23 protein-coding genes are annotated in these 19,906 nt (G+C 37.8%); 18 read left to right on the top strand and 5 right to left on the bottom strand.

Features of this window, described 5'->3' with window-relative positions:
* Positions 1-18 precede the first annotated feature (18 nt).
* Genes MHB42_RS15855 through MHB42_RS15840 form a run of 4 tightly spaced genes read right to left on the bottom strand, consistent with a single transcriptional unit; the run spans position 19 to position 2,687 of the window.
* Positions 19-714, bottom strand: coding sequence for a hypothetical protein (locus MHB42_RS15855; protein ID WP_340807373.1), 696 nt, complete (start codon positions 712-714; stop codon positions 19-21).
* Positions 714-1,439 carry a hypothetical protein gene (locus tag MHB42_RS15850; RefSeq protein ID WP_340807372.1) on the bottom strand — a complete coding sequence of 242 codons (726 nt, stop codon included), beginning with the start codon at positions 1,437-1,439 and terminating at the stop codon, positions 714-716. Before MHB42_RS15850 ends, MHB42_RS15855 begins: the two co-directional genes overlap by 1 nt.
* Complete coding sequence (locus MHB42_RS15845) at positions 1,423-2,316, bottom strand: ABC transporter ATP-binding protein (RefSeq protein ID WP_340807371.1); 894 nt, start codon at positions 2,314-2,316, stop codon at positions 1,423-1,425. The genes MHB42_RS15850 and MHB42_RS15845 overlap by 17 nt, the downstream gene beginning before the upstream one ends.
* Before the next feature lie 2 nt (positions 2,317-2,318).
* Entirely contained in the window at positions 2,319-2,687 is a 369-nt protein-coding gene (locus tag MHB42_RS15840) for a GntR family transcriptional regulator (RefSeq protein WP_340807370.1), read from the bottom strand.
* A 378-nt stretch (positions 2,688-3,065) separates the two neighbouring features.
* On the opposite strand from MHB42_RS15840, the gene MHB42_RS15835 reads away from it, so the two are divergent.
* The 7 genes from MHB42_RS15835 (at position 3,066) to MHB42_RS15805 (ending at position 8,826) form a co-directional block, all read left to right on the top strand.
* Positions 3,066-4,295: an EAL and HDOD domain-containing protein gene (locus tag MHB42_RS15835; protein WP_340807369.1), complete on the top strand. Its 1,230-nt coding sequence runs from the start codon at positions 3,066-3,068 to the stop codon at positions 4,293-4,295.
* A 176-nt stretch (positions 4,296-4,471) separates the two neighbouring features.
* A complete protein-coding gene (locus MHB42_RS15830; RefSeq protein ID WP_340807367.1) occupies positions 4,472-5,314 on the top strand; it encodes a YitT family protein in 843 nt (280 codons plus the stop codon).
* Between the two features lie 52 nt (positions 5,315-5,366).
* Positions 5,367-5,687 carry a cytochrome c551 gene (gene cccB / locus MHB42_RS15825; RefSeq protein ID WP_340807365.1) on the top strand — a complete coding sequence of 107 codons (321 nt, stop codon included), beginning with the start codon at positions 5,367-5,369 and terminating at the stop codon, positions 5,685-5,687.
* A 135-nt stretch (positions 5,688-5,822) separates the two neighbouring features.
* Positions 5,823-6,758: an HPr(Ser) kinase/phosphatase gene (gene hprK / locus MHB42_RS15820; protein WP_340807364.1), complete on the top strand. Its 936-nt coding sequence runs from the start codon at positions 5,823-5,825 to the stop codon at positions 6,756-6,758.
* Between the two features lie 43 nt (positions 6,759-6,801).
* On the top strand, positions 6,802-7,623 hold the full coding sequence (gene lgt, locus MHB42_RS15815; protein WP_340807362.1) for a prolipoprotein diacylglyceryl transferase: 822 nt from the start codon (positions 6,802-6,804) through the stop codon (positions 7,621-7,623).
* Between the two features lie 12 nt (positions 7,624-7,635).
* Complete coding sequence (gene ppaX / locus MHB42_RS15810) at positions 7,636-8,277, top strand: pyrophosphatase PpaX (protein WP_340807361.1); 642 nt, start codon at positions 7,636-7,638, stop codon at positions 8,275-8,277.
* 6 nt (positions 8,278-8,283) lie between these two features.
* A complete protein-coding gene (locus MHB42_RS15805; RefSeq protein WP_340807360.1) occupies positions 8,284-8,826 on the top strand; it encodes an acyltransferase in 543 nt (180 codons plus the stop codon).
* 99 nt (positions 8,827-8,925) lie between these two features.
* Here the strand turns inward: MHB42_RS15805 and MHB42_RS15800 are convergent, their stop codons facing one another.
* Positions 8,926-9,129 carry a hypothetical protein gene (locus tag MHB42_RS15800; RefSeq protein ID WP_340807358.1) on the bottom strand — a complete coding sequence of 68 codons (204 nt, stop codon included), beginning with the start codon at positions 9,127-9,129 and terminating at the stop codon, positions 8,926-8,928.
* A gap of 643 nt (positions 9,130-9,772) precedes the next feature.
* Between MHB42_RS15800 and MHB42_RS15795 the strand changes: the two genes are divergently transcribed.
* The 11 genes from MHB42_RS15795 to rapZ all read left to right on the top strand — a co-directional run bounded on the left by MHB42_RS15795 (position 9,773) and on the right by rapZ (position 19,905).
* A complete protein-coding gene (locus MHB42_RS15795; RefSeq protein ID WP_340807357.1) occupies positions 9,773-10,945 on the top strand; it encodes an ATP phosphoribosyltransferase regulatory subunit in 1,173 nt (390 codons plus the stop codon).
* Entirely contained in the window at positions 10,938-11,582 is a 645-nt protein-coding gene (gene hisG, locus MHB42_RS15790) for an ATP phosphoribosyltransferase (RefSeq protein WP_340807356.1), read from the top strand. The genes MHB42_RS15795 and hisG overlap by 8 nt, the downstream gene beginning before the upstream one ends.
* A gap of 25 nt (positions 11,583-11,607) precedes the next feature.
* Positions 11,608-12,882: a histidinol dehydrogenase gene (hisD, locus tag MHB42_RS15785; RefSeq protein ID WP_340807355.1), complete on the top strand. Its 1,275-nt coding sequence runs from the start codon at positions 11,608-11,610 to the stop codon at positions 12,880-12,882.
* A gap of 4 nt (positions 12,883-12,886) precedes the next feature.
* A complete protein-coding gene (hisB, locus tag MHB42_RS15780) occupies positions 12,887-13,486 on the top strand; it encodes an imidazoleglycerol-phosphate dehydratase HisB (protein ID WP_340807353.1) in 600 nt (199 codons plus the stop codon).
* A 63-nt stretch (positions 13,487-13,549) separates the two neighbouring features.
* A complete protein-coding gene (gene hisH, locus MHB42_RS15775) occupies positions 13,550-14,185 on the top strand; it encodes an imidazole glycerol phosphate synthase subunit HisH (protein ID WP_340807352.1) in 636 nt (211 codons plus the stop codon).
* Positions 14,179-14,940, top strand: a complete 762-nt coding sequence (hisF, locus tag MHB42_RS15770; RefSeq protein ID WP_340807350.1) for an imidazole glycerol phosphate synthase subunit HisF — start codon at positions 14,179-14,181, stop codon at positions 14,938-14,940. The genes hisH and hisF overlap by 7 nt, the downstream gene beginning before the upstream one ends.
* Entirely contained in the window at positions 14,937-15,554 is a 618-nt protein-coding gene (gene hisIE / locus MHB42_RS15765; RefSeq protein ID WP_340807349.1) for a bifunctional phosphoribosyl-AMP cyclohydrolase/phosphoribosyl-ATP diphosphatase HisIE, read from the top strand. The genes hisF and hisIE overlap by 4 nt, the downstream gene beginning before the upstream one ends.
* A gap of 90 nt (positions 15,555-15,644) precedes the next feature.
* Positions 15,645-17,177 (top strand): tetratricopeptide repeat protein, encoded by a 1,533-nt coding sequence (locus MHB42_RS15760; protein ID WP_340807348.1) that lies wholly within the window; start codon positions 15,645-15,647, stop codon positions 17,175-17,177.
* Between the two features lie 143 nt (positions 17,178-17,320).
* A complete protein-coding gene (gene trxB, locus MHB42_RS15755; protein ID WP_340807347.1) occupies positions 17,321-18,265 on the top strand; it encodes a thioredoxin-disulfide reductase in 945 nt (314 codons plus the stop codon).
* 269 nt (positions 18,266-18,534) lie between these two features.
* Positions 18,535-19,002: an NUDIX hydrolase gene (locus MHB42_RS15750; protein ID WP_340807346.1), complete on the top strand. Its 468-nt coding sequence runs from the start codon at positions 18,535-18,537 to the stop codon at positions 19,000-19,002.
* A 15-nt stretch (positions 19,003-19,017) separates the two neighbouring features.
* A complete protein-coding gene (gene rapZ / locus MHB42_RS15745) occupies positions 19,018-19,905 on the top strand; it encodes an RNase adapter RapZ (RefSeq protein WP_340807344.1) in 888 nt (295 codons plus the stop codon).
* Position 19,906 lies beyond the last annotated feature (1 nt).

The following is a 19,906-nucleotide window of genomic DNA, read 5'->3' as shown; positions in this document are numbered from 1 at the left end:
TGGGACTGTCTTTTTTAGCTATTGTAAATATTGAATGAAGCCTTGACGATCTTCAAGCTCCACATCAGGCGATATAGTAATCACCATAAATTTAGAAGATTGTGTAGATGGTGAATGGTCATGAGGCTCACGATTAAACGCTAAAAACGTTAATACTGCCTCTGCACGCTTATATTGAATATGTTGTATAGGTAATGGCTGAATAATGAGTTCATTTTGTTCTATATATACATGTGGTGTTGGTATTTCACCTGCAATATTAATGCCATTAATAATATAAGGAAATTGATAGTAGGTGACAATTGCTTTCCCTACTGGAATATGTTCATCATACCGATAGCGAATATTAAACGTATAAGAATCTTGGAGAGTTACAGGCAGTGATGTACCTTGAAAATCGAATTCCCATCTATCTCGTTGATATTGCTCTGTTAAAAAAGAGCCATTATATTCTTGGTCATAGGTTTCAATCATATGGATATCCTTTTCGATTGCTGTTAATTCAGAAGCTGAAAGTACATGGGTCGGTGAATCTAAGAACAAGCTTATATAAAGAAAGGCACATAAACCAAGTGCAAGGTAGCTGATAATCCCGATGAAAATTTTTCGAGGCGACCAAAAGCCTTCTGTTAGCTTACCGAGCTTTCTAGCAAGCAATATTACAAACGATGCAATGAGCAGTATTGATAAAACAGAAACTATGATAAAAATCATCAGCTTGTCACCTCCGAGTGGCGGGCGATCCAAGCTGTCAGGCTACAGCAAATAATTGCTATTAAAAAGAGACCTGCACTTATTACTAGATTAGGTAAAAGTATAAATGGCTGTAGATTAATCAAGTTTGGATAGATGATGGTTATAACAGAAAATCCAATACATAGAAAAGTCATCGCAAATTTTAAAATACGTGGTCCTTGAAAGCAATAGCCAATTAGTAGACCAACAGATCCTGAGAAGCTAATACTGCAAAAGCATACAAGTAAAATGAAAGGTGAAATTATTATTTGATTAATGATTAGTGCATCCTTTTGTAGCATGAATAAACATATAATTTGAATAAAGTAAGAAGAAACCAAAATCAACACAGCTACAATGCTATATAAAATCATAACAAAACTATTAGCAATTGCACTCGATGTTCTACTAGAAATAATCGCTAAATCATCCTGACGATAGCCCTTTGTCGAAAATAGTAGCCCTGTAATAATAGCCCATAGCATAGCCGTTAATAAATAGATATCTAATGAATAGATAGAAAACTGGACATCTAAATCTGCTTGCCCATAACCTTCTGAAGCGAATCCTTGATTGAGAGAAAGCACAATAAAGATAGCCTGTAAGATAATAAGTGAGCTAAGGGCTGAAAGATACAGCTTTGCCTTCCATTTGATTTGCTTTTTTAGGATAAAGATAGGCGATAATTTAGTCAAAGATTGCATCAATATCACTTCCTTCTTTATAGGTTAAATAATGAGAAACATCACTTATGGATAGTGCTGCTGTAGTGATTCCTCTGGCTTGCATCACATCCTCTGCCATCTTTAATTGCTTAGCATCTATAATAATCGTAGCTATATTTGCTAGCTCTTTACGGGCATAAATGTTTAGCTGTGAGAACAATGCTGCTATTTCTTCACTTGGTCCAGTTACGGCAATAAGCTGTTCCTTGAACGTATCAACAGGCGCATGTGCAACTAACTTACCTTCATGCAGCAGGATAATTTCTTCTAAAATAGGTTCCATCTCCTGTAAATGATGATTCGCTATTAAAATGGTGCGAGGGAAGGCGATATACTCCTTTAAAATCACTCTGTAAAAATCCTGACGTATTGCTTCATCCATACCATTCATTGGTTCATCTAAAATTGTGAAAGCACAACGAGCAACTAGCCCATAAACAAGGTTGAAAATAGCTCGATGTCCCTTTGATAGCTGGTGATGCTTCATAGCAAGATCAATGTTCGCGTGATGTAATAAGCGGTAGGCTAAATCATTTTGCCAGTTAGGATAAAAATCAGCCGCCATTGTTAAAATTTCTGCAAGTGATAAGTAATTCGAGAAGCTTAATTGATCGTGAATAAAAATCGTGTTAGCCGCCGTTTGAATATTATTAAATGGGTATTGATTAAAGAGCTTACATATCCCACTTGTTGCTTTTAGATGCCCCGCTAAAAGATGAAATAATGTTGATTTACCAGCACCATTACGCCCGATAACACCTACAATTTTTTGACCATCAATCGTGCAGGTCACTTGCTGGAGTATCTGACGATGACCATAGCTTTTACTTAGCTGCTCACATTGAATTACGTTCATAATTATTCCCCCTGAATTTTTTGAATTAGCGTTAGCAATTCTTTGTCTGAAACAAGTAAACGTCGGGCTTCTAATACGAGGTCTTTTGCCATTTTTGTTAATAGTTCATTGCGCCGCTTCATCATAATTTTTTCTTTCGCATCAGGCATGACAAACATTCCTAGCCCACGTTTTTTATAGAGAAGCTGCTCCTCCAGCAATAGCGTTAATCCCTTACCAGCAGTTGCTGGATTAATATTGAACAGTTCAGCAAGCTGGTACTGTGAGTAAACTTTTTCATCTGCCTGTAAGCGATCAGCAATAATTTCATGCTGAAGCCACTCAGCAATTTGAATGTAGATAGGCGTTGAATTATTTAGCTGGATATGCAAGCAAAAATCCTCCTCTCTATATTATGTAATATAGTGCATTGCTATTGTAATGTACTATATCTCGAAGAATAGAAAATGTCTAGCGTAAAATGATAGTAAAAGTCATCTTGGTAAAATAATGAGGTTACTGAAACATGGGCAGACTTCTCAAAATAACAGTATTTTTCTATGATTTGTTTGTTAAAATGGCTATAAAAAATTTATTTATAGCAATATTCTTTCTGTGAATCGACTTTTTCAGTATTCTCTAAAACAAAGTGGATGGCTTTTGTACTATACCTATTAGATTGATAGGAAACTATATTGAAGTATAAGCATCAGGTAATAAAAAATGATATACTATTAATTACTAAAATGCGGAGAAATGGGGGCAACGAAATGGAAGTATTTATTGGCAGACAGCCTATTTTCAATCTTCATGAACAGATCGTTGCGTATGAATTACTGTACCGTGGTAACAACATCAATGCCTTTCCATTGGTTGATTCAGATGCAGCAACGATTGATGTATTGGTGAACTCATTTCTTTCAATTGGTTTTGAAGAAGTAACAAAAGGTAAACCTGGCTTTGTTAATTTTACTGAAAACCTATTAATGAGCTCTATTCATGAATTTTTAAATCCTTCTCAAGTTGTAATAGAGATATTAGAGAACGTGCCGCTGACACCAGAGTTAGTGGAACGCGTTATTGAGCTAAAACAACATGGCTTTCAAATTGCCTTAGATGATTTTATTATGGATGAGCAGGTGGAAATCTATGATGAATTATTTAAGCAAGTCGATTATATTAAAATAGATTTTTTAGCATCATCTATTGTAAAACGAATGGAAGTTGAACAGAAGGTAAAGGAAAGCTTCCCACATATTCAATTATTAGCTGAAAAGGTGGAAACTCGCCATCAATTTGAAGTGGCTAAATCCTCTGGCTATGTATTATTTCAAGGCTACTTTTTTGAGAAGCCTCAAATTGTGCAAGCAACAGATATTCCAGCGAATACCATTCAATATATCCATATTATCTCATTACTAAAAGAGGAAGAGCCAAATATTCAATTACTGGCAGAAAATATTGAACGAGATATTTCACTCACGTATAAATTGTTACAAATGATAAATAATTCATCTAAGCGTTCTAAATCAAAGGTACGCTCCATTAAGCAGGCGATTGTCTTACTAGGCATACCAAACCTACGTAAATGGATTTATTTATTAGCGATGCGCGAAATTGATATGGATACAGATTCGGATATCTTTAAGGAAATTTTATGTACCTCGTTATTCCGAGCAAAAGTTTGCGAAAAATTAGCAAAGCTTACGTATAGAAAGAATTTCTCGGAATATTTTTTAGTAGGAATGTTTTCACTGATTGATACATTATTACAACGACCAATGGAGGCTATTTTGCAGCAGCTCCCTTTTTCAGAGGCTATTACAAATACAATTTTAGGAATTGAAACAGAAATGACGCCTTATTTAGAATTTAGTATCGCGTTAGGAAAATTAGATTGGGCGCAATTAGAAGAGCTAGCTCCTCAATTTCATATGGAGCTAAAAGATATGGAGCATTTATATTATGAAGCGATGGAATGGGCAGAAAAATCATTTTAAATGGGCAGACTAAATATTTGCTTAGTAAGTTATCTTACGCTTGTTAAGATAGCTTATTTTTGTGTTTTCTTCAATCGTATATTTCCTTCATCAAGATGAAGTTCTCAATACAATAACTATTTGCTATAATCATTTCGTCTTAAAAAAATTCTGATAGTTGAAGTGGACGTGGAGAAATGAAGCATGATATGAAGGAAAGCATTGTAGAATATGTGTATGTAATAATAGGGGCAGCGATTATTGCGATTGGCTTTAATGTGTTTTTATTACCAAATCAAGTTGCTTCTGGTGGTGTAAGCGGTATTAGTACCATATTACATGGCTTATTTGGCTGGAATCCGGGAATTGTGCAATATGCATTTAATATTCCATTATTTGTTGCAGGGATTATCTTGCTGGGCAAAAAATTTGGCATTAAATCATTTATTGGAACGATTACTTTGCCATCTGTCGTTTTACTAACAAATAGCTGGGAGCCTTGGACGAATAATCCATTGCTGGGTGCACTTTTTGGTGGAATTGTAGTTGGTTTAGGAATAGGACTTGTTTTTAAGGGGAATGCTTCTACTGGTGGCACTGATTTACTAGCGCAAATCATTACAAAGTTTACAGGATTATCGCTTGGGACAAGTGTACTATTTATAGATGGCATCATTGCGATTAGTGCAGCAATTGTTTTTGATTTAGAAAAGGGTTTGTATGCGCTTATTGGGCTTTATGTTACAACAAAAACGATTGATATTATTCAGCTTGGCTTTAGCCAATCCAAAATGGTTTATATTATTACATTGAAACAAGATGAGGTACGTGAGGCCATTTATGCTGAAATTGATCGTGGTGTAACGAAATTACCTGCAATTGGCGGCTATACAGGAGAGGAACGACCAGTGTTAATGGTTGTCGTGTATCAAACCGAATTCACAAAGCTGAAACAACTCATTAAAAGCGTTGATCCATCAGCGTTTGTTATCGTTTCTGATGCCTATGAGGTATTAGGAGAAGGTTTCAAACGTGCATAACTTTGGTATAATGGCGACGTAAGGTATTTGTTGATAATGAGGAGGGGTATGAATGAAAAAAGCAATGTTAACATTAGTGTTTGGCTCAGCTATCTTCTTAGCAGCATGTGGTGGCGGAGATGATAACGGCGCTAAGGATAATGAAGGTGCTACAGCGCCAGATGGTGAAGCGATTGCCATGAAATCCTGTGTTTCCTGTCATGGTGGCGAGCTACAAGGTGCAAGTGGGCCAGCATTGAATGATGTAGGCTCGCGTTTATCTGAGTCGGAAATTTTAGATATTATTAATAATGGTCAAAATGGAATGCCTCCTGGTATCGTAAAAGGTGAAGATGCAGAGGCTGTTGCGAAATGGTTAGCAACTCAAAAATAATTGCTTTTAAAACTAGCGGGCTGGAGAGCCGCTAGTTTTTTTATGCTCGTAAACGCTTAAGCGTAAATATATTTCTTTTGTTCATAGTCATGCTAAAATAGAGAGAACCTTATCCATTGATTGGAGGCTTTTTCATTGGGCGTAGTATTAACAAGAGATGTTATGGAGAAATTTAAGTTAGAGTTACTAGCTGGAGAGGAAGGGATTGGCAGAGCGATTGTCACAAGCGATATTTCAAGACCAGGACTTGAAATGGCTGGCTATTTTACACATTATCCAGCAAATCGTGTACAGTTACTTGGTAAAACAGAGCTATCCTTTTTTGAAATGCTGCCAGCAAGTGTCAAGCTTGAGCGTATGCGTTTACTTTGTTCACAGGATACACCAGCAATTATTATTTCAAGGGATTTAGAAGTGCCTGAGGAGCTTATACAGGCTGCAAATGAAGAGCATGTCCCTGTTTTTAAAACACATATGACAACCACTAAATTTTCAAGTAGATTGACAAATTATTTAGAAGGACGCTTAGCGCCAATGACAGCTGCTCATGGTGTACTTGTTGATGTGTATGGTATTGGCGTGCTCATTATTGGCAAAAGTGGCGTAGGGAAAAGTGAAACAGCACTTGAGCTTGTGAAAAAGGGGCATCGTTTAGTAGCAGATGATTGTGTTGAAATTCGCCAAGAAACTGAAAATGTACTAATTGGTAATCCACCGCCTTTATTAGAGCATTTACTTGAAATAAGAGGTATTGGCATTATTGATATTATGACGTTATTTGGCGCAAGTGCAGTACGTCCATATAAGCGAATTACATTGATAATTGAGCTGGAAATTTGGGACCCAGAAAAAGTATATGATCGCTTAGGCTTAGAAGAGGAAAAAATGAAAATAATTGATACAGAGCTAACAAAGTTAACAATTCCAGTAAGACCAGGGCGTAATGTTTCAGTTATTATCGAAGTAGCTGCAATGAATTATCGATTGAAGAAAATGGGTGTGAATGCAGCAGAGGAATTTTCAAGACGCTTAGATGAGGTTATTAGCTCAAATGATGTGTTAGATGATTAGTGAAGGCGATATACTATCAGCACATAATGGAGAGGAGTAGAAGATGGATTTATTATTATTAGATATTAACCCTGTTGCCTTTCATTTGGGGCCTATTGCAGTGCGCTGGTATGGATTATTGATTGTATCAGGGATTATTTTAGCATATATTGTTGGGCAACGAGAGGCTGTAAAGCGAGGACTACCTGAAGATTTCCTTGCTGATTTATTGTTATGGGCAGTACCTATCTCTATTATTTGTGCACGTATTTACTATGTGTCAATGCGCTGGGATTATTATAGTGAAAACCCAGGGAAAATCATTGAAATATGGAATGGTGGTATTGCGATCCATGGAGCGCTAATTGGCGCATTTGTGACAGCCTACATATTTACAAGGATTAAAAATGTGAGCTTTTTACGAGTTGCGGATATTGCAGCACCAAGTATCCTAATCGGGCAAATTATTGGGCGATGGGGTAACTTTATGAACCAAGAGGCTTATGGAGGACCTGTATCGAAAGAGTTTTTAGAAAATTTGATGCTGCCTGATTGGATTATCAATCAAATGTATATTGAGGAACTAGGGACATATGTACATCCTACATTTTTATATGAATCTGTATGGAATGTAATTGGTCTGATTATTTTATTAGTATTACGTAAAGTGAATCTACATCGCGGGGAAATATTCTTTGGTTATTTAATTTGGTATTCAATTGGTCGCTTTTATATAGAAGGCTTGCGTACAGATAGCCTCTATTTAGTGGGTGATTTACGCTCAGCACAGGTTGTATCTGTAGTTGGCATTGTAGTAGGTCTTGGTGCCATTATTTACCGTAGAATAAAGGTCAAGCCTGTTGTGAAATATTTAGATGATAAATAAGGAGATGTAACGATGGCTGTAAAAGCATTATTATTCGATTTTGATGGGACTTTATTGAATACGAATGACTTAATTATTCAAACATTTATGCATGTATTAAATGAACGATTTCCTGGGCAATATTCGCCAAAAGATTGCTTGAAATTTATTGGTCCATCACTTAAACAGACATTTAGCGACATTGCACCTGGTGAAGAGGATGCTTTAATGGCAAAATATCGTGCTTGGAATATAGAGCATCATGATGAATTGGTTACACAATATCCGAATGTTGTTTCCACACTGGAGCAATTAAAGGAATTAGGCATTCGGTTAGCCATTGTGTCCACAAAGCGTAATGATATGATTGATCGTGGACTTTCGGTGCTTGGTGCAGCACAGCTATTTGATGTGCGTATTGGTACAGATGATGTGAAAAATGTGAAACCTGATCCAGAGCCTGTTCTGCTTGCCTTAGAACGTTTAGGTGTAGACAAGGAAGATGCCATTATGATTGGAGATAATTCACATGATATTGAAGCTGGTCACCATGCAGGGGTGAGAGCAGCTGGTGTTGCTTGGGCTGCTAAAGGTGAGGCTTATTTACAGCAATTTAAACCTGATTATATGCTACAGCATATGACAGATTTACTGGATATTGTGAAAGAGGGGTAAGGTTAGATGGCACGTAAAACAGAACGCTATCGTGTTGAAGGTGCAAATTCGCTTTGGCATATTTATGACACGGTGTCCTTTTGGAAGGTGATGAAGTGTTTCATTATCATTCAAATTGGTCGCTTCACACCTTTTTTACGTGTGAAAAACTGGCTTTATCGCACATTTTTAAAGATGACAATAGGTGAGCAAACTTCATTAGCTTTAATGGTGATGCCAGATACTATGTTTCCAGAACGTATTTTTATCGGTAAAAATACAGTGATCGGTTTTAATACAACGATTTTAGCGCATGAGTATTTAATTGAGGAATATCGCTTAGGGGATGTTCATATTGGCAATGAAGTAATGATTGGGGCAAATACAACCATTTTACCAGGAGTAACAATTGGTGATGGAGCTATTGTGTCGGCTGCAACTCTTGTACATAAGGATGTGCCAGCCGGCTGTTTGGCAGGTGGGAACCCAATGCGAATTATTTACACTGCTGAACAAATGGCAGAGCGTAAGCGTCATGAGGTTGTAGAGTGGTGTACACCTAAAAAATAAGTAAACGCGACTCTAAGATGATATGCTCCCCACTAGGTAGACAGATTTAAAAATAAAATTTGTTTATCAAATGGGGAGTTTTTATTAGTTAAAAATTTTTTATGCATGTGCTGTATCGTATTCAGGCTTAAACTCACAGTTATCATGGTCACCTAAGCAAGTTGACTCAACGAAGGTTAATTTAATTGCAGTGCCATCAATATCCTCTGATGCATGAAGTGTTACTTTATCTCCCGGATAATACTCCCCTTTACAAATACTAACAATCATTTGCTCGCTAAGTTGTACGAATGGACATGCCATAATACATCCCTCCAATGTGTAATTTTTATAGTGTTAATATTATTCTATATTGAGTTTCTTGAAATGTAAAAGAAAAAATAGAATGAAGATGAAAAACAACTGAAATATTGATATAACAGTGTTTTAAATGATAATGAGATTGAGAATCGTTTTGATTTAAAGGGGATTATTTAATATATTATTATAATTTATTCGTAACCTTATTGAGAACAGCTTATTAAATAATCAGTATTTGTGCGAGTTAAGCTTTAAAAGATAATCATTATCTTTTTTCTGAAAATTATAAATTTATAGGGTGGATTATTTTGTTATAAAAATGACATATTCTTATTCTCAATAAAATATTTTGACAAATCCTACATGAGTATAGGTGTTTCTCTAAAATTAGTGAGAGCTGATAGTGATGGTATAAGTCTTTGAAATGTTAGCCATTGTGAATAATGAGCTAAATTTAAACGAAATTATGTTATTCTTTGCTATAATTTTTCATTCCATAAAGTGTATAATTAACAGAATAATAAGTGTTTTAAGATTTTGATAATTTATGTAGATAACGTTGACGGTTGAAGCGAAATACGTTAGAATTCTTTCATAATCTGATTCTCTAATACTCTAGTGAACTAAAGTGCGAGGAAGTGTCTATATGTCGTCGATAAAAATGTTTGAAAAACCGCTTGGAATGCGTGATACATTTCCGCAAATATATGAAAAAGTAGAGGCAGTCAGACATGCTGGCAGAAACTTTTTATATAAAAGAGGTTATGAATTTATTAAAACACCTGCTGTAGAGTATTTTGATACAGTTGGCAAGGCTTCAGCGATTGCTGATGCTCATTTATTTAAGTTAGTGGATAGTCAAGGAAATACATTAGTGCTACGACCTGATATGACAACACCGATTGCTCGTGTAGCAACATCCAAATTATTAAAAGAAATGATACCATTGCGTCTTGCTTATTTTGCTAGTGTCTTTCGAGCGCAGGAAACAGAAGGTGGACGACCAGCAGAATTTGAACAAATGGGTATTGAATTAATTGGAGATCAATCTGTTTTTGCCGATGCAGAAGTGATTGTCACAGCAATGGAGCTGTTAAAGCATTTCCATTTAGAAAAATTTAAAGTAACAATTGGTCATGCAGGTATTCTTAATTGTATTTTACAGGATTACACAGAAAGCGTAGAGCAACAAACCGTTTTAAGAACATTGCTCGTTCAACGCAATTATGTAGGATTTGAAGAAGCTGTAGAGTCATTTGATTTACCAAAAGCAAAATCCGATGCTTTGCTGCAATTTATTGAAGAAGCCATGCATGTTAAGGAAATTCGAGATATTGAAAAATATGTGCGTAAAAATGATGCACTAGAATATATGCAGCAGCTTGCTCAACTACTTGACATAGCGGACTTAGCTGATTATGTAGCCTTTGATTTTACGCTTTCCAGTCATATGAGCTATTACACAGGTATGTTATTTGAAATTTTTGCTTCAGGCAGTGGCTTCCCGCTAGGTAATGGAGGGCGCTATGATGGCTTGTTAGAGGTGTTTGGCTCACAAGTAGGTGCTACAGGCTTTAGTATTCGAGTAGATCGTTTATTAGAAACGCTAAATGAACAGTCCAACAAGCATCCAGAAGCAACAGTTGTACTTTTTGAGGAAGAACAGTATGCAACAGCTTTAGCGAAGGTCAAGGCACTGCGAGCAGCAGGAAAGCTAGCTACATTACAGTTGCGTAGTAGCTTAGTTGACGAGGCAGCCTTTTTAACAAACTTTACAGAAGTAGTTGTTGTTGGACAGGAGGAAGTTGGCAGTGAATGAGTTAACAATTGCGATGCCGAAGGGGCGAATCTTTGAAGAGGCATATCAGATGCTACTAGAGGCAGGGTTTAATTTACCAGAAGAAGTAGAAATGTCACGCAAGCTAATGATTGAAATCCCAGAGGAAAAAATTCGTTTTATTTTAGCAAAGCCAATGGACGTGCCAGTTTATGTCGAGCATGGTGTTGCAGATATCGGTATTGCTGGAAAGGATGTTTTGCTAGAGCAACAGCGAGAGGTTCATGAGCTGCTTGATTTGAAAATTAGCACCTGCTATATCGCGTCAGCAGGATTACCAAATACAACGATGAATGAAATTGCCCCAAGAATTGCGACAAAATATCCAAATATAGCAATGAAATACTATAAAGGCATTGGTGAGCAAGTTGAAATTATCGAGCTAAACGGGTCGATTGAGCTAGCGCCAATGATTGGCTTGGCAGATCGCATCGTTGATATTGTATCTACAGGACGTACGTTAAAAGAAAATGGCTTAGTAGAATATGAATTTATTGCAGCGGTATCTTCACGGCTAATTGCCAATCCAGTTAGTTATCGTATGAAGGGTGACCGTATTATCGATCTTGTAAAACGACTAAAAAAGTGTGTAAGTGAACAAAAGAGTAATCCTATCTAGCTACATAATAAAGGGGTTTAAATCTATGAAAATAACAAAGCTAGCAAAAGGTATTTCATTAAAAAGACCGCTTGAGGGAGGCAATGAAGAGCAACTAGCGGTAGTAAGACAAGTATTATCAGATGTTAAATTACAGGGAGATGCAGCATTACGTGCCTATACTGAAAAATGGGATGGCTATGTGCCAACGCATTTACGTGTAACAAAGGAAGAAATTCAGGAAGCCGTCAATGCGTTAGATCAACAGCTCTATCAGGATTTAACAGAGGCAGCTCATAATATTCGTCTTTATCATCAACAACAGCAGCGTTCAGGCTATCGCTTAGAGCTAGGTGATGGCTCTTGGCTTGGGCAACGAGTAACAGCGCTTGATGCGGTAGGCTTGTATGTGCCGGGTGGAACAGCCGCCTATCCTTCCTCCGTACTGATGAATGTTATTCCAGCGCAAGTTGCAGGTGTACAGCGTATCGTCATCACATCCCCAGCTGGTCGTGATGGGAGGTTGCCAGCAGGTGTTCTAGCAGCAGCACATATTTTAGGCATTGATGAAATTTATAAGGTCGGTGGTGCACAAGCAATTGCGGCTCTTGCCTACGGTACAGAAACAATCGCACCTGTTGATAAAATTACAGGTCCAGGGAATATTTTTGTAGCATTGGCAAAGCGCGAGGTTTTTGGTGAGGTAGCGATCGATATGATTGCTGGTCCAAGTGAAATTGCTATTTTGGCTGATGACACAGCATATCCTGATGAAATTGCAGCAGACCTTTTATCACAGGCAGAGCATGATCCATTGGCATGTGCCGTACTTATAACAACCTCTGAACAATTGGCAAAAAAGGTAGCAGAGCAGGTAGAGCGCCAATTAGTAACGTTACCACGTCAAGATGTAGCACGCGCTTCCATTGAAAACTTTGGAACAATTTATTTAGCAGAAACATTAACAGATGCTATTGCTGCTATTAATTCATTAGCACCAGAGCATTTAGAAATTGTCACAGATGATGCTGAGATAGTAGCACAACAAATTCGACATGCTGGTGGTATTTTTATTGGTCGCTATAGCTCTGAGCCTGTCGGTGATTATTTTGCGGGTACAAATCATGTATTACCAACGAATAGCACGGCTCGCTTTGCTAGCGGCTTAAATGTTGATGATTTTGTTAAAAAATCAAGCATTGTTTATTACAGTGAAAAAACATGGGCAAACAATGCACCTAAAATAGCACGTTTAGCACGGATGGAAGGCTTAGAGGGTCATGCACGTGCAGTAGAATCACGTGGGTGGGAAAAGGAGTAGTACAATGACTGAAAAAAGACGATATGCAAAAATAGAGCGGACAACGAATGAAACACAAATTGCAGTAGCGATTGATTTAGATGGTGAAGGTAAGGCTGAGATTCAAACAGGAGTAGGTTTTATGGATCATATGCTTGATTTATTTATCAAGCATGGTCTATTTAATGGCACAATACAGGCGACTGGTGATACTTATATTGATGATCATCATACAACAGAGGATATTGGAATTGTGCTAGGGCAGGCGATTCGTGAAGCACTTGGCGATAAAAAGGGTATTAAACGTTACGGAACAGCGTTTGTGCCGATGGATGATGCACTGGCACAGGTTGTTGTCGATTGCTCAAACCGTCCACATTTAGAATATCGTGTACCAGAGCTAACGGAAAAGGTAGGTACTTTTGATACGGAGTTAGTGCATGAGTTTTTATGGAAATTTGCGTTAGAGGCACGTATGAATGTCCATGTAATTGTCCCATATGGGCATAATACACACCATATTATTGAAGCAATTTTTAAGGCGTTGGCGCGTGCTATTGATGATGCGGTGACAATCGACCCTCGTGTTAAAGGAGTGCCATCAACGAAGGGGCTGTTAACATAGCATGGACAACGCGCGACTCAAAATCGTGTTCTGTCTAGTACCATCAATGAAAGGATTGTTAACATGAAAATAGGTGTGATTGATTATGGTATGGGCAATTTATTTAGTGTGGAGCAGGCATTGAAACGACAAGGCTGTGAGGTTATTGTCACGGCTGATGAAAGCGTGTTGGATACAGCAGATGCTCTTCTATTGCCAGGGGTTGGTGCATTTCCTGATGCTCGCAAGCGTTTAGCAGAAACAAAATTAGATTATTACTTACAAAAAGCACAACGTGAGAATCGTCCTTTGCTGGGGATTTGCTTAGGGATGCAATTATTGTTTGAGGAAAGTAATGAAGTAACGCCAACAAAGGGGCTAGGCTTTTTTAAAGGGCGTATACAACAGTTTAGTGGTATGAATGAGGAAGGACAAGCATACCGAGTGCCACATATGGGCTGGAATGAGCTAATAATTTCAAACCATCCTGTATGGCTGCAGCAGGAAGCACCAGCTAAGCATGTTTATTTTGTTCATTCCTTTTATGCCACAGATATTGAGGAGGCGGAGCTTGTTGCTTATGCTGATTACTATGGTATAAGAGTGCCAGGCATTGTCGCAAATGGCTCTGTCACTGGCATGCAGTTTCATCCTGAAAAATCGGGTGCGCTAGGTGTTTATTTATTAGAGCAATGGCTGAAAGGTGTGAAGGCATGCTAACAAAACGTATTATTCCATGTCTTGATGTAAAGGAAGGTCGCGTTGTTAAAGGAATACAATTTGTTTCACTACGCGATGCAGGTGATCCAGTTGAACTGGCGAAGTTTTATGATGAGCAAGGTGCAGATGAGCTTGTATTTTTAGATATTTCTGCCTCACATGAAGGGCGGGAAACGATGGTGGATGTCGTTCGGCAAACGGCTGCCACGCTTGCAATTCCTTTTACGGTTGGCGGTGGTATTCGTACATTGGATGATATGAAGCGTATTTTACGTGCAGGAGCGGATAAAGTTTCAGTCAATACATCTGCGTTGGAGCGCCCCGCTCTTATTCAAGAGGGTGCTGACTTCTTTGGCGCACAATGTATTGTTGTAGCAATTGATGCACGTTATAGTGAAGAGGATGGCACGTGGATGGTTTATACACACGGTGGACGTAATAAAACAACTTGGTCAGCTATTGAGTGGGCGAAAGAGGCTGTACGCTTAGGAGCTGGCGAGATTTTATTAACAAGTATGAATCAGGATGGCGAAAAATCAGGCTTTGATTTAGCTTTAACAAAGGCGGTCAGAGAGGCTGTCACAGTACCAGTAATTGCTAGTGGTGGAGCGGGACATGCCGAACATTTTTACGAAGTATTAGCAGAAGGTGTAGATGCAGATGCAGCACTTGCAGCATCTATTTTCCATTATAAAGAAACGAGCGTAGCGCAAGTAAAAGAATACTTACGTGAAAAAGGAGTGGCAGTAAGATGATTGACATGATTCAATTCGATGAAAAAGGTCTTGTGACAGCGGTTGTGCAAGATGCCAATACAAAAGAAGTGCTGACAGTGGCTTATATGAATAAGGAGTCACTCGCTAAAACAATTGAATCAGGGGAAACTTGGTTTTATTCTCGCTCACGACAAGAGCTTTGGCATAAAGGAGCAACAAGTGGTCATACACAAAAAGTTGTGTCGATCAAAGCAGATTGTGATCAAGATGCATTAGTGGTGGAGGTTTTACCGAACGGACCAGCTTGTCATAATGGTACAATTTCTTGCTTTACTGAGGTAATTCAGCAAAATGAAAAAGTTGGCTCTGTGGACATCCTTTCTAAACTTGTCCGTGTTATCGAAAAGCGAGAGCAGGAAATGCCTGAAGGGGCGTATACTACATATTTATTTGATAAAGGTATCGATAAAATTTGTAAAAAGGTTGGAGAAGAAGCGACAGAGGTTGTGATTGGTGCTAAAAATCGTGATGCAGAGGAAGTTAAATGGGAGGCTGCAGATTTAATTTATCATCTGCTAGTATTACTGCAAGAGCAAAAAGTAAGTATTTATGATGTTCTATATGTGTTGGAAAAACGTCACGAGGAGAAATAACAGCATATTATTAATTGTATGGTATAATAAGTGTTACTGTGTCAAGGAACGTGAAATACGTTCCTTATTTCTTGTTTCGGAGGAAATATATTGGAAAAGAAACGTCAAAATGAGAAGCAATCGAATATAGTGTCGTTTATTCCAACAGGCGACTATTATTATAAAAAATCAATTCAGGCAATGAATAGTGGACAAATGAATAAAGCCTATAAATATTTACAGCGTGCTGTAGATTTAAGCCCTGATGATTCTATGATTATTTTACAACTAGCCATCGTTGAATTAGAAGGTCAACGTTTTGAAGAAGCGTATGATCTGCTTCGTCGTGCCTATCAGCTTGACCCAGATAATCCAGAAATTATTTTTTATATGGCAGAGGTATCGGGCTGTATAGGGATGATGCATGATGCTAAAAATTTTGCAGAACGCTATTTGCAATTAGAGCCTGAGGGTGCTTATGCAGATGAAGCAGCAGAAATATTAGAGTTTGTTGCTTTTGAGCAGGATGAATTTGAGGTGCCAGAAGGATCTGGCGAGGATTTATATCGTCAGGAGCAGGCTCGTCGCTGCATGGAAAAGGGGAATTTTCCAGAAGCTATTCAGATTTTAGAAGATTTAATTGAAGATCGACCAGCGTTTTGGTCTGCGTATAATAACCTAGCGCTTGCGTATTTTTATGTTGGAGAAGAAGAGCAGGCAAAGGCTCTCTTGCATACAGTGCTACGTGAAAATAAAGGAAATTTACATGCGCTTTGTAATTTAACAGTCATTGCATACTATGAAAAAAACGAGGAGGATTTACAAGAGTTATTAAATATTCTTGTTAAAATTCAGCCCTATACATGGGAGCATCGTTATAAACTAGGTGCGACATTGGCGTTAATCGGGCAATATGAATTAGCCTTTAAATGGCTGCGTAGTATGCAGAAGCGAGGCTATGCAGGTGATGCAGGGTTTTATTTCTGGCTATCACATGCAGGTTATTTTTCAGGGCATAAGGAAATTTCCAAAAGCGCATGGGAGCAACTGCTGGAGTTAGATCCAGATAAAGAAGGATTTGAGCCTTGGCGTCAGCAGGAAAATGAATTGGCGCTTGATGCATTAGAGCATAATCGTGATTTTATCGTTGAAAAGTTAGAAAGCAACTATACAAGTGAGCGCATTTTTGGCTTGTTTTTATTAAAGGATACAGCGTATAAGCAAGAAATTATTGCGCATCCTAAATGGATAAATGTGGAGCAATTAGGTACGTTTGAAAAGTTGTTTTTAGCCTATGCACTTGGTCATGAGTTTGATAAAAAAAATAAAGTAGAAGCGAGCTTTTTACGGGCTGTTCATGTGCCAGAAATTTTATTAGAGCAGTATGGTAAGCTCTCCTCACTAATTGTACCAATGTTTCAAATGTGGTTTGTGCTATGTGAGCAAGCTCTAGGGCAAAATTATCGCTTTACAAATCCAGCAGCGATTGCGGGTGCAAATGATTATTTATTTAAAACTTCGCACATGCTGAAAGTCACAAAGAAGGAAATTGCTCAGCAATATGGTATAGCGGTGTCCACATTAACAAAATATATTGATGAAATTTTAATGTTTTTACCAAATAGTCATGATGAGCAAGTGTGAGCAACTTAGTTGAATAACTTTATACTTTCACATACGATGAACATACGGACGCTATAATAAGTTTCCTTTGGTAATATTGCCAGAGGCCTTATCTTCATCTTCTGAATGAAGATAAAAAGTATTATGTTTAGGGGGAAGTATTGATGTCAGAAGAAAAAATTTATGATGTGATTATTATTGGAGCAGGTCCTGCTGGGATGACTGCTGCTGTTTATACATCACGTGCTAATTTAGCAACATTAATGATTGAACGAGGAATTCCTGGTGGGCAAATGGCTAATACAGAGGAAGTAGAAAACTACCCAGGCTTTGATACAATTTTAGGTCCTGAGCTGTCAACAAAGATGTTTGAGCATGCAAAGAAATTTGGGGCAGAATATGCTTATGGTGATGTAACGGAAATCATCGATGGCGAAGAATATAAAACAATCAAATCAGGTGCAAAAGAATATAAAACACGTGCCATTATTATTACAACAGGTGCAGAGTATAAAAAAATGGGTGTGCCTGGTGAAAAAGAGCTTGGTGGTCGTGGTGTCAGCTATTGTGCTGTATGTGATGGTGCATTCTTTAAACAGAAAAATCTTGTTGTCGTAGGTGGCGGCGATTCAGCTGTAGAGGAGGGTGTTTATTTAACACGCTTTGCTGAGAAAGTAACAATTGTTCACCGTCGTGATAAATTACGCGCACAAAAGATTCTACAAGACCGTGCCTTTGCTAACGATAAAATTGATTTTATTTGGAATGCCACTGTCAAAGAAATTAATGAAGCAGATGGCAAAGTTGGTAGTGTTACATTACAATCGACAATCGATGGCAGTGAATCAGAATTTGCTACAGATGGTGTCTTTGTCTATATTGGTATGTTACCATTAACAAAGCCATTTGAATCTTTAGGCATTTTAAATGAAGCAGGCTATATTGTGACAAATGATACGATGGAAACAAACATTCCAGGTATCTTTGCAGCTGGAGATGTACGTGAAAAATCGTTGCGTCAAATTGTCACAGCGACAGGTGATGGTAGTATTGCCGCACAGGCTGCACAACATTATATTGAAGAATTATTAGAGAAAATCAATGCGTAAGCTTGCTATTTTAACGAAAAACCAGTAGTTTTAATGTGGTTTTAATATTGCTGTAACTTGAATGACATATAAAAGGTGTATGATAAGAATTGTAATTAGCAATCCCCCTTTTATTTTGTTTTAGTAGGTTGTTTCCGCCTCAAGTAGGTGAAAGCAGCCTACTTTTTTTGTGGAAAGGGTTTGTAGCTGAAAAGTTGTAAATGAGGACAAATCTTACGAGGTCTTGTTATAATGGAGAGTAGAATGCAAAAGTGATTAGAGGTGTGCCTATGCAAAGAATTGCAAATTTAATTGCCGTAAAAGACGGTAAAGTATTATTACTTCAAAAACCAAGACGAGGCTGGTACGTGGCGCCTGGTGGGAAAATGGAAAGTGGCGAGTCCATCTATGAGGCCGCTATACGTGAGTTTCAAGAGGAAACAAATGTCACACCATTACATGTGCATTTAAAGGGTGTTTATACAATGGTGATTAAAGAAAATAATGATGTAGTGGACGAATGGATGCTTTACACATTTGTTGCAAAAGATGTGGAAGGAACACCACTTGAAGAAACGCGAGAAGGCAAGCTTGCATGGCACCCAATAGAGGATTTAGCGCATTTGCCAATGGCTGAAGGAGATCGAACGAATTTACAATTTGCTGTTTCACAATCAGGTATTCAGTATGGTACGTTTGACTATACAACGAATTTTGAATTACTTCATCAGAAAATACAAATATCAAAGGAACAATAAAGGAGTTGCATAGCAGTGGTGGTTGAAGGCCAACAAAGTACACATGAATTGGTTATTATTACAGGAATGTCTGGAGCTGGAAAAACGGTAGCGATTCAAAGCTTTGAGGATTTAGGGTATTACTGTATCGATAATTTACCACCAGCATTACTCACAACTTTTTTAACCTTGCTAAGGGATTCGGGAAAAAATAGCACACGTATTGCCGCTGTAATGGATATGCGCGGAGGAGATTTTTTTGATTCTCTTATTGGTGCATTAGACCATATACTAAAAGAAGGCGATATTATGGTTCGGATTTTATTTTTAGATGCAGATGATGCAACACTAGTTAGACGCTATAAGGAAACAAGACGTGCCCACCCATTAGCAGTCAGCGGCTTACCATTGAATGGCATTAAACAAGAGCGTGCCCTTCTAGCTGAAATAAAGGGACGTGCTAATTTTGTTTATAATACATCCCAAATGAAGCCTAAGGAATTGCGTGAAAAAATTGTAAAAGAATTTGCTAGTGAGGCAGATACAATTTTTTCTGTTAATGTGATGTCCTTTGGATTTAAGCATGGTATGCCGATTGATGCTGACTTAGTATTTGATGTGCGTTTTCTTAAAAATCCTTACTATGTGGAAGAGCTACGCTCAAAAACAGGCTTACAAACAGAAGTATCCTCGTATGTTTTGGCATTAGATGATACGCAAATATTAATACAAAAATTAACCGATTTATTTGATTTTATGATTCCGCTTTATCGACAAGAAGGAAAATCCCAGCTTGTTATTGCTTTTGGTTGTACTGGCGGGCAGCATCGTTCAGTAACATTAGCAGAATTTTTTGGGGCATATTTAGCAAGCAAAGAAAATACGGTTATCACGCATCGTGATATTCATCGTAGAAAGGATTGAG

Origin of the sequence: Lysinibacillus sp. FSL K6-0232 (assembly GCF_038008325.1) — a bacterium.
GTDB lineage: Bacteria > Bacillota > Bacilli > Bacillales_A > Planococcaceae > Lysinibacillus.
Note: the sequence above shows the minus strand (reverse complement) of the source record. Positions and strands in the feature narration are given on the sequence as shown.

Bases quoted from the DNA above. Each gene is read 5' to 3' on its own strand.
- MHB42_RS15855 (WP_340807373.1), bottom strand. From the start codon at position 714: ATGATTTTTATCATAGTTTCTGTTTTATCAATACTGCTCATTGCATCG.
- MHB42_RS15850 (WP_340807372.1), bottom strand. From the start codon at position 1,439: ATGCAATCTTTGACTAAATTATCGCCTATCTTTATCCTAAAAAAGCAA.
- MHB42_RS15845 (WP_340807371.1), bottom strand. From the start codon at position 2,316: ATGAACGTAATTCAATGTGAGCAGCTAAGTAAAAGCTATGGTCATCGT.
- MHB42_RS15835 (WP_340807369.1), top strand. From the start codon at position 3,066: ATGGAAGTATTTATTGGCAGACAGCCTATTTTCAATCTTCATGAACAG.
- MHB42_RS15830 (WP_340807367.1), top strand. From the start codon at position 4,472: ATGAAGCATGATATGAAGGAAAGCATTGTAGAATATGTGTATGTAATA.
- cccB (WP_340807365.1), top strand. From the start codon at position 5,367: ATGAAAAAAGCAATGTTAACATTAGTGTTTGGCTCAGCTATCTTCTTA.
- lgt (WP_340807362.1), top strand. From the start codon at position 6,802: ATGGATTTATTATTATTAGATATTAACCCTGTTGCCTTTCATTTGGGG.
- ppaX (WP_340807361.1), top strand. From the start codon at position 7,636: ATGGCTGTAAAAGCATTATTATTCGATTTTGATGGGACTTTATTGAAT.
- MHB42_RS15805 (WP_340807360.1), top strand. From the start codon at position 8,284: ATGGCACGTAAAACAGAACGCTATCGTGTTGAAGGTGCAAATTCGCTT.
- MHB42_RS15800 (WP_340807358.1), bottom strand. From the start codon at position 9,129: ATGGCATGTCCATTCGTACAACTTAGCGAGCAAATGATTGTTAGTATT.
- MHB42_RS15795 (WP_340807357.1), top strand. From the start codon at position 9,773: ATGTCGTCGATAAAAATGTTTGAAAAACCGCTTGGAATGCGTGATACA.
- hisD (WP_340807355.1), top strand. From the start codon at position 11,608: ATGAAAATAACAAAGCTAGCAAAAGGTATTTCATTAAAAAGACCGCTT.
- hisB (WP_340807353.1), top strand. From the start codon at position 12,887: ATGACTGAAAAAAGACGATATGCAAAAATAGAGCGGACAACGAATGAA.
- hisH (WP_340807352.1), top strand. From the start codon at position 13,550: ATGAAAATAGGTGTGATTGATTATGGTATGGGCAATTTATTTAGTGTG.
- hisF (WP_340807350.1), top strand. From the start codon at position 14,179: ATGCTAACAAAACGTATTATTCCATGTCTTGATGTAAAGGAAGGTCGC.
- hisIE (WP_340807349.1), top strand. From the start codon at position 14,937: ATGATTGACATGATTCAATTCGATGAAAAAGGTCTTGTGACAGCGGTT.
- trxB (WP_340807347.1), top strand. From the start codon at position 17,321: ATGTCAGAAGAAAAAATTTATGATGTGATTATTATTGGAGCAGGTCCT.
- MHB42_RS15750 (WP_340807346.1), top strand. From the start codon at position 18,535: ATGCAAAGAATTGCAAATTTAATTGCCGTAAAAGACGGTAAAGTATTA.